Below are 11,511 nucleotides of genomic sequence, written 5' to 3'. Positions count from 1 at the left end.
CACACCAGCGTGAAAGACCTGGAAGAGTGCAATCACCACAACCCAGCACCACAATGCATCACCCCTCCCCACCCACGCCTCATAACCGGGCACCCTCCTCCCCACTCCAACCTCACCACCCCCCCACACCCCACACAATCCGCACCTCCCCCCAAACCCGGCACACCTCTTGCTCTCACCTCTACCGTGCAGGAGTCACCGGCCCACCCCGGCCAAAACAGCACCACAATTCGAGAAATGGACAGCTAGGGTTCCGGCTCGCTACAACGAGTGTCTGGTCCGAGAGCTGTCGACCTCCAGCGAGGTTACACGGCGGGATAAAAGCCCGGGAGAAGAGAGCGCCAACGCGCCGCTCGACTCCTGCCCGCCCGATAACCGAACCGGAGGTTTCTCATGCGTACACCCCGTCTGCTCTCCCTGTTGGCCGCGAGCCTCGCCGCCGTGCTGCTGTCCCCGGGCGCTTTCGCCAAGGACCGTTTCAACATCTGCTGGACCATCTACGCCGGCTGGATGCCGTGGGAATACGGCGCCAGCGAAGGCATCGTGAAGAAGTGGGCGGACAAGTACGGGATCGAGATCAAGGTCACTCAGCTCAACGATTACGTCGAGTCGATCAATCAGTACACCGCCGGCCAGTTCGACGGCTGCACCATGACCAATATGGACGCGCTGACCATCCCCGCCGCCGGTGGCGTGGACAGCACCGCGCTGATCGTCGGCGACTTTTCCAACGGCAACGACGGCGTGGTGCTCAAAGGCAAGGGCAAGACCCTCGCCGATCTGCGCGGTCAGTCGGTCAATCTGGTGGAGCTGTCGGTCTCGCATTACCTGCTGGCCCGCGGGCTGGAACAGGCCGGTCTGAGCGAGCGCGATGTGAAGGTGGTGAACACCTCCGACGCCGATCTCGCCGCCGCTTTCAACACCCGCGAGGTGACGGCGGTGACCACCTGGAACCCGATTCTCTCCACCGTCGCCGCCATCCCGGACACTTCGCTGGTGTTCGATTCGAGCAAGATCCCCGGCGAAATCATGGACCTGCTGGTGGTCAACAGCGACACCCTCAAGGCCCACCCGGAACTGGGCAAGGCGCTGACCGGCGCCTGGTATGAAATCGTCGCGTTGATGCACGACCGCGGCCCGCGCGGCCAGGCGGCGCTGGAGCATATGGCCAAAGCCTCGGGCACCGATCTCGCTGGCTACCAGGCGCAGTTGAACGCCACCCGCCTGTTCGCCACGCCGAAGGAAGCGGTGGCCTTCGCCACCAGTGCGGCGCTGCCGGAGACCATGGACCGGGTCGCCCGCTTCAGCTTCGACCACGGCCTGCTCGGCGAGGGCGCGCAAAGCGCGGATGCGGTGGGCATGAGTTTCGCCAATGACGTGGTCCGCGGCGATGCCGACAACCTGCGTCTGCGCTTCGACCCGCGCTACATGCAAATGGCCGCCGACGGCAGCCTCTGAGTCACTGACCGGGATACTCGCCATGCGTCTGATCAACCGTCAGCCCGACCGGGCCGGGCGCCTGCTTCTGGTGCTGCTGCCCTTCGCTCTGCTGCTGTTCGCCTACTTCACCGGGTCGGCGGCGCGGCTCAGCGAAAACCCCAACGACAAACTGCTGCCCGGCGCCGCGCAGATGGTCGACGCCGTACAGCGCATGGCCTTCACCGAGGACAAGCGCACCGGCGACTACCTGCTGTGGAAAGACACCGCCGCCAGCCTCACCCGCCTCGGCCTGGGCATCGGCATCGCCGCCCTGCTCGGCCTGACCCTGGGCATGCTCGCCGGCACCCTGCCGCTGTTCGGCACGCCGCTGTCGCCGCTGCTCACAGTGCTGTCGATGGTGCCGCCGCTGGCAATTTTGCCGGTGCTGTTCATCGTCTTCGGTCTTGGCGAGCTGTCCAAGGTGGTGCTGATCGTCATCGGCATCGCCCCGGCCATCGCCCGCGACCTGGAGCAACGCGCCCGGGAAATCCCCCGCGAGCTGCTGATCAAGGCGCAGACCCTCGGCGCCAACACCTGGACCCTGCTGCTGCGGGTGGTGCTGCCGCAACTGCTGCCGCGTCTGCTGGTGTCGCTGCGACTGAGCCTGGGCGCGGCATGGCTGTTCCTGATCGCCGCCGAAGCCATCGCCGCCACCGACGGCCTCGGTTACCGGATCTTCCTGGTCCGCCGCTACCTGGCAATGGACGTGATCCTGCCTTACGTGGTGTGGATCACCGTGCTGGCCTGGCTGATGGACCTGGGTCTGCGCCTGCTGTCGCGCCGCGCCTTCCCCTGGTACGAAGGAGCCCGGCCATGAGCGCCTTTCTCGAAGTGAAAAACCTCTGGCAGGTGTACGACGATCAGGTGGTGCTGGAAAACCTTTCGCTGAGCGTCGCGGAAGGCGAGTTCTGCACCCTGGTCGGCACCTCCGGCTGCGGCAAGTCCACCTTTCTGCGCCTGCTGCTCGGCCAGGAGCGCCAGAGCCGCGGCAGCATCCTGCTCGACGGCCTGCCACTGGTGGCCGAGCCCGACGCCAGCCGCGGTGTGGTGTTTCAGCGCTACTCAGTGTTCCCGCACCTGAACGTGCTCGACAACGTCGCCCTCGGCCTGGAACTGTCGCGCGCGCCGCTGCTTGGTCGGCTGCTCGGCCGGCACAAGCGCGAAGCCCGCGAACAGGCGGCCGCGTTGCTGGAAAAGGTCGGCCTCGGCCACGCGCTGGACAAGTACCCGGCGCAGCTTTCCGGCGGCATGCAGCAACGCCTGGCGATCGCCCAGGCGCTGGTGATGAAGCCGCGTGTTCTGCTGCTGGACGAACCCTTCGGCGCCCTCGATCCGGGTATCCGCAAGGACATGCACACGCTGCTGCTGGAGCTGTGGCGGGAAACCCGGCTGACCGTGTTCATGGTCACCCACGACCTCAGCGAAGGCTTCAGCCTCGGCACCCGCCTGCTGGTGTTCGACAAGATTCGCCGCGAGGTCCAGGCGCCCAACGCCTACGGCGCCCGGATCACCTACGACATCCCGCTCAACAGCGATCGCCGCGCCGCCCGCAGCGCCCTCGACGCGCTGCCGCCGCGCATCGCCAGCCAATTGCACGCCACACAAGGAGCCTGACCATGACTGCCTCACTGCAACTGCGCCCCACCCTGTATGAGGAAACCGTTCCCGGTGGCGGCCACACCTCGTTCGTGCTCAAGCGCGGGCAACTGCTGCGCATCACTGACCTCGAAGGCGGCGCCAACGCCAGCCTGCTGTTGCTCAACGCCGCTGAAAAAAGCGAGCGGCTGAACCTGCCGGACACCCTCAAGTGCCAGCACACCGCGCGCCTCACCAGCGGCCACTGCCTGTATTCGGACATGGGCCGGGTGCTGGCGGCGATCACCGCCGACACCTGCGGCTGGCACGACAGCCTCGGCGGCGTGCTCAACGCTGACGAGGTGCGGGAGAAATACAGCGACGGCCGCTATCAGGAACTGCGCAACGACTTCCACCGCAACGGCGTCGACAACCTGCTGGTGGAAATGGGCAAGTGGGACCTCGGCCTGGCCGACCTGCTGATGAACATCAACCTGTTCAGCCGGGTGGACGTGGACGCCGACGGTTTCCTGCATTTCGTGCCGGGCAACTCCAAGGCCGGCGACTACATCGAGCTGTACGCGCCGATGGACACCCTGGTGGTGCTCACCGCCCTGCAACACCCCATGGACCCGTCGCCGAGCTACGCGCCCAAGCCGCTGCACCTGAGCTGGCATCAGGTCCAGGGCGACAGCGTCAGCCTGCTCTGCCGCACCTCGCGCGCGGAAAACACTCGCGGCTTCCACAACACCGAACGCCTGTACGTCTGAGGGCCCGCCATGAACGCGACAACCGAAATCCGTAGCGCCGAGACCGCCGTCTACCAGGCCACCATCGCTGCTGGCGAGCCCTTCATCTGCGAGGTCAAGGCCGGCCAGACCCTGCGCCTGCTCGACCTCGAAGGCAACCAGGCCGTCGACACGCTGTTCTTCAATGCGCGCAACCCGCGCGAGCGCTACGACCCGCAACGCACCTTGCGCAAACAGGGCCGGGTGTACCTCGGCGAAGGCAGCGTGCTGTATTCCAATCTCGGCCAGCCGATGCTGACCATCACCCGCGACCTGTGCGGCCGCCACGACACCCTCGGCGGCGCCTGCGCCCAGGAAAGCAACACCGTGCGCTATGCCCTGAGCACCCGCTACATGCACAGTTGCCGCGACAACTTCCTGCGCGCCAGCCTGCACGACGGCCGCCTCGGCAAGCGCGACATCAGCGCCAACATCAACTTCTTCATGAACGTGCCGGTCACCGCCGAGGGCGGCCTGACCTTCGAGGACGGCCTGTCCGGTCCGGGCAAGTACGTGGAGCTGCTGGCGCACATCGACACCCTGGTGCTGATCTCCAACTGCCCGCAACTGAACAACCCGTGCAATGGCTGGAACCCGACTCCCGCGCAGGTGCTGATATGGAACTGAAACGTTTGCGTCGCTGGCTGTTCTCCCTCTGCCAGAGCCGTGCCGGGCAATGCCTGTCGAGCCCTTCGAAGCAACGCTGAGCGCGTTCAGCCACGGACGACCGTGGCGCAGATGATTACCGGCGGGACGACCCGCCCTCCCCGTTAGGACAGCCTCATGTTCGAGAAGCTGCTGATCGCCAACCGTGGCGCCATCGCCTGCCGTATCCTGCGCACCCTGCGCCAACTCGAGGTGCGCGGCGTTGCCGTGTACGCCGAAGCCGACGCCGCCAGCCAGCACCTGCAACAGGCCGACCAGGCCATCAGCCTGGGTGAAGGGCCTGCCGCCAGCACTTACCTGGTGGTCGACAAGATCCTCGCCGCCGCCCGCGAAAGCGGCGCCCAGGCTATTCATCCCGGCTACGGTTTCCTCTCGGAAAACGCCGCCTTCGCCGAAGCCTGCGAAGCGGCCGGCATCGCCTTCGTCGGCCCGACGCCGGAGCACCTGCGCACCTTCGGCCTCAAGCACACCGCCCGCGCCCTGGCCAAGGCCCACGGCGTGCCGCTGCTGGAAGGCAGCGACCTGCTCGACGACCTCGCTGCTGCCCATAGCGCCGCAAGCCAGGTCGGCTATCCGGTGATGCTCAAGAGCACCGCCGGCGGTGGCGGCATCGGCATGCGCGTGTGCCGCTCGGCGGCGGAGCTTGAAGACGCCTTCGACGCGGTCAAACGCCTGGGGCAGAACAACTTCAGCGATGCCGGGGTGTTCGTCGAGAAATACATCGAACGTGCCCGCCACCTTGAGGTGCAGGTGTTCGGCGACGGCCAGGGCGAGGTGATCGCCCTCGGCGTACGCGACTGCTCGGTGCAGCGGCGCAACCAGAAAGTCATCGAAGAAACCCCGGCGCCGAACCTGCCAGCGGGCATGGCCGAGCAACTCTGCGACGCCGCCATCGCCCTCGCCAAGGCGGTGAGCTACCGCAGCGCCGGCACCGTCGAGTTCGTCTACGACAGCCAGGCCGAGCGCTTCTACTTCCTGGAAGTGAACACCCGCCTGCAGGTGGAACACGGCGTCACCGAACAGGTGTGGGGCGTGGACCTGGTGCGCTGGATGATCGAACTGGCCGCCGGTTGCCTGCCGCCGCTGGCGCAACTGATCGCCGACCTGAAACCGAGCGGCCATGCGATCCAGGCGCGGCTGTACGCCGAAGACCCGGGCCGCAACTTCCAGCCCTGCCCCGGCCTGCTCACCGAAGTGGCCTTCCCCGAGGCCGATGGCCGCGCCTTGCGCATCGATACCTGGGTCGAGGCCGGCTGCGAAATCCCGCCCTACTTCGACCCGATGATCGCCAAGCTGATCGCCTGGGCGCCAAGCCGCGAACTGGCCAGCGCCGCCCTCGGCAAGGCGCTGGGCGAGACCCGCCTGTACGGCGTGGAAAGCAACCGCGAGTACCTGCGGCAGATCCTCGGTTTCGCCCCGTTCGCCAGCGGCGAGCCCTGGACCCGTTGCCTGGAACAGTTGCATTACCAGGCCCACACCTTCGAAGTGCTGGCGGGCGGCACCCTCACCAGCGTCCAGGATTTCCCCGGCCGCCTCGGTTACTGGGCGGTCGGCGTGCCGCCGTCCGGGCCGATGGACAGCCGCGCCCTGCGCCACGGCAACCGCCTGCTGGGCAATCCCGAAGGCATGGCTGGCCTGGAAATCACCATGAGCGGCCCGACCCTGCGCTTCAACTGCGAGGCCGTGGTGGTGGTGACCGGTGCGGCGCTGCCCGTCAGCCTCGACGGCATCGAACAGCCAATGGACACCGCCCTGCTGATCCCTGCCGGCTCGACCCTGAGCCTCGGCGCCATCACCGGCGCCGGCGCACGCAGCTACCTGTGCCTGCGCGGCGGCCTGGAACTGCCGGGCTACCTCGGCAGCAAAAGCACCTTCACCCTCGGCCAGTTCGGCGGCCACGCCGGGCGTGCGCTACGCGCCGGCGATGTGCTGCACCTCAATCCGCTGACCGACCGCAGCGCCGGCCAAAGCCTGGCCGACAGCGAACGCACCCGCCTCGCCGCCGTGCGCACCCTGCGGGTGATCTACGGCCCCCACGGCGCCCCGGAATACTTCAGCGCCGAGTACATCCAGACCTTCTTCGCCAGCGATTGGGAAGTGCATTTCAACTCCAGCCGCACCGGCGTGCGCCTGATCGGCCCCAAACCGCAGTGGACCCGCGACAGCGGCGGCGAAGCCGGCCTGCACCCGTCCAACATCCACGACAACCCCTACGCCATCGGTGCGGTGGATTTCACCGGCGACATGCCGGTGATCCTCGGCCCGGACGGCCCGAGCCTGGGCGGCTTCGTCTGCCCGGTCACGATCATCCAGGACGACCTCTGGCAACTGGGGCAGTTGAAAGCCGGCGACATGCTGCGCTTCGTCCCGGTCAGTGTCGAACAGGCCCACGCGGGCAACGCGCCGTTCGACGCCACGCACCTTATCGACCCGGTCGTGCTGGACCGCGGCGAAGCCGACAAGCGCCTGGTGGCGCGGCTGTCCGGCGACACCCACCTGCTGCTGGAAATCGGCGCGGCGGAGCTGGATCTGGTGCTACGTTTCCGCGGCCATGCGCTGATGCAGGCGCTTGAGGCCAAGGCACTGGCGGGGGTGATCGACCTGACCCCGGGTATCCGTTCACTGCAGGTTCACTACCAGCCGCAGGTATTGCCGCTGCGTGATCTGCTGGGCATCGTCAGCGACGTCTGGGACGAGGTCTGCGAACAAAAAGACCTGCGCGTGCCATCGCGGGTGGTCCATCTGCCGCTGTCCTGGGACGACCCGGCCTGCCAGTTGGCGATCGAGAAATACATGACCACCGTGCGCAAGGACGCGCCCTGGTGCCCGAGCAACCTGGAGTTCATCCGTCGCATCAACGACCTGCCGAACCTGGACGAAGTGCAGCGCACCGTGTTCGACGCCAGCTATCTGGTGATGGGCCTCGGCGACGTCTACCTCGGCGCCCCCGTCGCCACGCCGCTGGACCCGCGGCACCGCCTGGTGACCACCAAATACAACCCGGCGCGCACCTGGACCGCGGAAAACTCGGTGGGCATCGGCGGCGCCTACCTGTGCGTGTACGGCATGGAAGGCCCGGGCGGCTACCAGTTCGTCGGCCGCACCTTGCAGATGTGGAACCGCTACCGCGAGGTCGCCGCGTTCGGTGGCAAGCCGTGGCTGCTGCGCTTCTTCGACCGCATCCGTTTCTACCCGGTGACGGCGGACGAACTGCTGCGGATTCGCCGTGATTTCCCGCTGGGGCGCTACCCGTTGCAGATCGAAGAGAGCGAACTGTGCCTCGCCGATTACCAGGAGTTCCTCGCCCGCGAGGCGGCGGGAATCGACGCCTTCCGTACGCAGCAACAGGCGGCGTTCAACGCCGAGCGCGAGCGCTGGATCGCCTCCGGCCAGGCCCATTTCGAAAGCGACGAAGCGGCAGCCCCTGCGGCTGAAGAAGCAGCGCTCGAAGCCGGCCAGCAAGGCGTGGACAGCCCGATCGCCGGCAACCTGTGGCAAGTGCAGGTCAGCGCTGGCGACCGGGTCAAGGCCGGCGATGTGCTGGTGGTGCTGGAGTCGATGAAGATGGAAATCCCGGTACTGGCGCCGTGCGATGGCCGGGTGGCCGCAGTGCGCGTGGAGCCCGGCTCGCCGGTGCGGGCGGGACAGCGGGTGGTGGTGTTGGCGGATCGCTGAGGCTCGACGCCCCGACAACATCGCTGTCACTGAGGGCCTCATCGCCGGCAAGCTGGCTTGCCAGCGATGAGGCCCTCAACATCACCACCACTCCAACACTGGCCCTGTGCCGCTCTATCCCGTACCATCGCGCCCCGCCGGTTTCCGAAAGGAACTAACAGGGAATTCGTCCGCGCCGCTTACCGGTGCGAAAACGCAACTGCCCCCGCAACTGTAGGCGCCGAGCCTGCTCCTTTTTCACACGCCACTGGGCCACGCCCGGGAAGGCAGGAGCATGGTGATGACGCGCCAGTCAGGAGACCTGCCGGCCAGCAGCATCGCAAACCCACCGGCGGGGTGTCCGGGAAGGGCATTCCGTTTCCGCACGGCAACCGTTTTCGGCTGCCCCGCGCGCTTGCGCGTCTTCGGGATGTGTTTTCCAGACCTGTGCCGTCCGCCACGCACACGTTCGAATGGAGATCGCATCCGCATGCCCCTGTCCCGCCTCACGCTCGCCCTGCTCGCCAGCCTCGGCCTCGCCAGCACCGCCCTCGCCGCGCCCACCGCGTACCCGCTGACCATCGATAACTGCGGCACCCCGCTGACCTTCGACCAGGCTCCGGCACGCGCGGTCACCATCGGCCAGTCCGGCACCGAGATGTTCTACGCCCTGGGCCTTGAGCAGAAGCTGGCCGGCACGTCGCTGTGGTTCAGCGACGTGCCGGAGCGCTTCAAGGCGCAGAACGCCAAGGTCGAGCGCCTGGCCGACAACGACCCGAGCTTCGAAGCGGTGATCGGCAAGCGTCCCGGCCTGGTGGCGGTGCAGTTCGAGTGGATGGTCGGCCCGCAAGGCGTGGTCGGCACCCGCGAGCAGTTCGCCGACCTCAAGGTCCCGGCCTACCTGATGCCGTCCGACTGCGAAGGCAAGGACAACCTCAGCGGCGCCGACGGCACCCGCCTGCAGGCGTTCCAGATCGACAGCCTGTACAAGAGCATCGAACAACTGGCGCAGATCATGGACGTCCAGGACCGCGGCGAAGCCGTCGTCAATGACCTCAAGGCGCGCCTGGCCAAGGTCACCGACAACGCCGGCCAGCGCCGCGATCAGGATCAATCGGCCGTGTTCTGGTTCTCCAGCGCCGACCTCGATATCGACCCTTACGTGGCCGGGCGCAAGGGCATTCCCGACTTCATGCTGAACAGCCTGGGCATGCGCAACGTCATCGCCTCCGACGAAGAATGGCCCACCGTGGGCTGGGAAACCATCGCCAAGGCCAACCCGACCTTCCTCGTCATCGCCCGCATGGACCGTCGCCGCTTCCCCGCCGACGACTACCTGAAGAAGCTCGAATTCCTCAAGAACGACCCGGTCACCCGCAACATGGACGCGGTGAAAAACGACCGCATCATCATCCTCGACGCCAACGCCATGCAGGCCAGCCTGAGCCTGGTCGACGGCATCGAAACCCTGGCCGCCGCCAGCCAGAAGCTGCGGCAGGACCACTGATGCCCCACGCTGTCGCCCGCCTCGTCCTGCGCCTGCTGGGCCACGCCCTGTGGGTCGGCGCCTTGCTCGCGCTGGCGGTGACGATCGCCGCCAGCATCGGCGAAACCCGCCTCGGCCTGTCCGTGGTGCTGGACGTGCTGGGCAACAAGTTGTGGGGCGCCGGCCACCTGCTGGACCCTATCGACGAAGGCATCATCTGGAACTACCGGCTGCCCCGCGCGCTGGTGGCCGGCGCCTGCGGGGCCGGCCTGGCGATGTCCGGCGTGGTGTTGCAGGCGCTGCTGCGCAATCCACTGGCCGATCCGTACTTGCTGGGCATCTCCGCCGGCGCGTCGACCGGCGCGGTGCTGGTGGCGATCATCGGGGTCGGCGCCGGCACCTTGTCGATGTCCGGCGGGGCCTTTCTCGGCGCCCTGGCCGCCTTCGCCCTGGTGGTGTTGCTGGCGCGCGGTGCACGCGGGGCCGGCAGCACCGGGCAGATCATCCTCGCCGGGATCGCCGGCTCGCAGTTGTTCAATGCCCTGACCTCGTTCCTGATCACCGCCTCGGCCAGCGCCGAGCAAGCCCGCGGCCTGATGTTCTGGCTGCTGGGCAACCTCAGTGGCGTGCGCTGGCCGGCGGTCGGGCTGGCGCTGCCGGTGGTGCTGCTGGGGCTGGTGCTGTGCCTGTGGCATCGGCGCGCGCTGGACGCCTTCACCTTCGGCGCGGACGCCGCAGCGGCGCTAGGCGTTCCGGTGCGCCAGGTGCAGATCGTGCTGGTGGCGTGCGCGGCGCTGATGACCGCGGTGCTGGTGTCCATCGTCGGCTCCATCGGCTTCGTCGGCCTGGTGATTCCCCATGCCGTGCGCCTGCTGGCGGGGCCGCGACACACCCGCCTGCTGCCGTTGAGCGCGTTGTGCGGCGCGCTGTTCCTGATGGCGGCGGATGTGCTGTCGCGCACCCTGATCAAGGGCCAGGTGCTGCCGATCGGGGTGATCACCGCGCTGGTCGGCGCGCCTGTGTTCGCCCTGATCCTGATCCGGGGGCAACGTTCGCGATGAATGCCTTCGAGCCGACACAGCACTGCGCCGCCCTCGCCTGCACGGGCCTGGGGTACCAGATCAAAGGCACGCCGCTGGTGGCCGAGGTGGACCTGCAGGTCCGCCCCGGCGAAACCCTCGGTATCGTCGGGCCCAACGGCTCGGGCAAGTCCACCCTGTTGAAGTTGCTCGCGGGTCTGCTCAAGCCCCACAGCGGCGAAGTCCGGCTCAACGATCATCCGCTGGCGAAGCTGCGCCGTGGCGAAATCGCCCGGCTGCTGGCGGTGGTGGAGCAACAGGCCAACACCGATGACGCCATCAGCGTGCGCGACGCCGTCGAGCTGGGCCGCACACCCTGGCTGTCGGCGCTGTCGCCATGGAGCGCGGCCGATGACGCCATCGTCGCCCAGGCCTTGCAGGCGGTGGCCATGGCGCACCTGGCGCAGCGCACCTGGCACAGCCTCTCCGGCGGCGAACGCCAGCGCGTGCACATCGCCCGCGCCCTGGCCCAGCAGCCGCGCATCCTGCTGCTGGACGAGCCGACCAACCACCTCGATATCCAGCAGCAACTGAGCATCCTGCATTTGGTGCGAGCACTGCCGGTGACCACGCTGATCGCCCTGCATGACCTCAACCAGGCGCTGGACTGCGACCGCCTCGCGGTGATGCAGCACGGCCGGCTGGTAGCCCTCGGCACGCCGCTGGAAGTCCTGACCCCACAACGCCTGCACGACACCTTCGGCGTGCACGGCCATTTCATTGACGATCCGCTGGACGGCAGCCGCTTCCTGCGCCTGCGTCCGCGCTGATTTTTCGAGGTATC

General features: G+C 67.5%; 9 protein-coding genes and 2 riboswitches. All 9 genes read left to right on the top strand.

What is annotated here, in order from left to right:
- Window positions 1–234 precede the first annotated feature (234 nt).
- Window positions 235–334, top strand: a riboswitch (guanidine-I (ykkC/yxkD leader).
- A 59-nt stretch (window positions 335–393) separates the two neighbouring features.
- Complete coding sequence (locus NTD88_RS14560; RefSeq protein ID WP_262154645.1) at window positions 394–1,458, top strand: putative urea ABC transporter substrate-binding protein; 1,065 nt, start codon at window positions 394–396, stop codon at window positions 1,456–1,458.
- Window positions 1,459–1,480: 22 nt separating this feature from the next.
- On the top strand, window positions 1,481–2,296 hold the full coding sequence (locus NTD88_RS14555; protein ID WP_095158753.1) for an ABC transporter permease: 816 nt from the start codon (window positions 1,481–1,483) through the stop codon (window positions 2,294–2,296).
- Window positions 2,293–3,093 carry an ABC transporter ATP-binding protein gene (locus NTD88_RS14550; protein ID WP_262154646.1) on the top strand — a complete coding sequence of 267 codons (801 nt, stop codon included), beginning with the start codon at window positions 2,293–2,295 and terminating at the stop codon, window positions 3,091–3,093. The genes NTD88_RS14555 and NTD88_RS14550 overlap by 4 nt, the downstream gene beginning before the upstream one ends.
- 2 nt (window positions 3,094–3,095) lie before the next feature.
- Window positions 3,096–3,824, top strand: a complete 729-nt coding sequence (locus NTD88_RS14545; RefSeq protein ID WP_262130015.1) for an urea amidolyase associated protein UAAP1 — start codon at window positions 3,096–3,098, stop codon at window positions 3,822–3,824.
- Window positions 3,825–3,833: 9 nt separating this feature from the next.
- Window positions 3,834–4,469, top strand: a complete 636-nt coding sequence (locus NTD88_RS14540) for an urea amidolyase associated protein UAAP2 (RefSeq protein ID WP_095158750.1) — start codon at window positions 3,834–3,836, stop codon at window positions 4,467–4,469.
- Between the two features lie 156 nt (window positions 4,470–4,625).
- Window positions 4,626–8,183: an urea carboxylase gene (uca, locus tag NTD88_RS14535; RefSeq protein ID WP_262154647.1), complete on the top strand. Its 3,558-nt coding sequence runs from the start codon at window positions 4,626–4,628 to the stop codon at window positions 8,181–8,183.
- Between the two features lie 121 nt (window positions 8,184–8,304).
- A riboswitch (cobalamin riboswitch) is annotated at window positions 8,305–8,507 on the top strand.
- Between the two features lie 145 nt (window positions 8,508–8,652).
- Window positions 8,653–9,669: an ABC transporter substrate-binding protein gene (locus NTD88_RS14530; RefSeq protein WP_262154648.1), complete on the top strand. Its 1,017-nt coding sequence runs from the start codon at window positions 8,653–8,655 to the stop codon at window positions 9,667–9,669.
- On the top strand, window positions 9,669–10,709 hold the full coding sequence (locus tag NTD88_RS14525; RefSeq protein WP_262154649.1) for a FecCD family ABC transporter permease: 1,041 nt from the start codon (window positions 9,669–9,671) through the stop codon (window positions 10,707–10,709). The genes NTD88_RS14530 and NTD88_RS14525 overlap by 1 nt, the downstream gene beginning before the upstream one ends.
- Entirely contained in the window at window positions 10,706–11,497 is a 792-nt protein-coding gene (locus NTD88_RS14520; protein ID WP_262154650.1) for an ABC transporter ATP-binding protein, read from the top strand. Before NTD88_RS14525 ends, NTD88_RS14520 begins: the two co-directional genes overlap by 4 nt.
- Window positions 11,498–11,511: the final 14 nt, after the last annotated feature.

It is taken from the genome of Pseudomonas sp. 20P_3.2_Bac5 (assembly GCF_025466035.1).
Taxonomy (GTDB): domain Bacteria; phylum Pseudomonadota; class Gammaproteobacteria; order Pseudomonadales; family Pseudomonadaceae; genus Aquipseudomonas.
This window is presented reverse-complemented; position numbering and strand designations above follow the sequence as displayed.

What these genes read in the sequence shown, in the direction of transcription:
- NTD88_RS14560 (WP_262154645.1), top strand. Translation starts at nt 394, where the DNA reads ATGCGTACACCCCGTCTGCTCTCCCTGTTGGCCGCGAGCCTCGCCGCC.
- NTD88_RS14555 (WP_095158753.1), top strand. Translation starts at nt 1,481, where the DNA reads ATGCGTCTGATCAACCGTCAGCCCGACCGGGCCGGGCGCCTGCTTCTG.
- NTD88_RS14550 (WP_262154646.1), top strand. Translation starts at nt 2,293, where the DNA reads ATGAGCGCCTTTCTCGAAGTGAAAAACCTCTGGCAGGTGTACGACGAT.
- NTD88_RS14545 (WP_262130015.1), top strand. Translation starts at nt 3,096, where the DNA reads ATGACTGCCTCACTGCAACTGCGCCCCACCCTGTATGAGGAAACCGTT.
- NTD88_RS14540 (WP_095158750.1), top strand. Translation starts at nt 3,834, where the DNA reads ATGAACGCGACAACCGAAATCCGTAGCGCCGAGACCGCCGTCTACCAG.
- uca (WP_262154647.1), top strand. Translation starts at nt 4,626, where the DNA reads ATGTTCGAGAAGCTGCTGATCGCCAACCGTGGCGCCATCGCCTGCCGT.
- NTD88_RS14530 (WP_262154648.1), top strand. Translation starts at nt 8,653, where the DNA reads ATGCCCCTGTCCCGCCTCACGCTCGCCCTGCTCGCCAGCCTCGGCCTC.
- NTD88_RS14525 (WP_262154649.1), top strand. Translation starts at nt 9,669, where the DNA reads ATGCCCCACGCTGTCGCCCGCCTCGTCCTGCGCCTGCTGGGCCACGCC.
- NTD88_RS14520 (WP_262154650.1), top strand. Translation starts at nt 10,706, where the DNA reads ATGAATGCCTTCGAGCCGACACAGCACTGCGCCGCCCTCGCCTGCACG.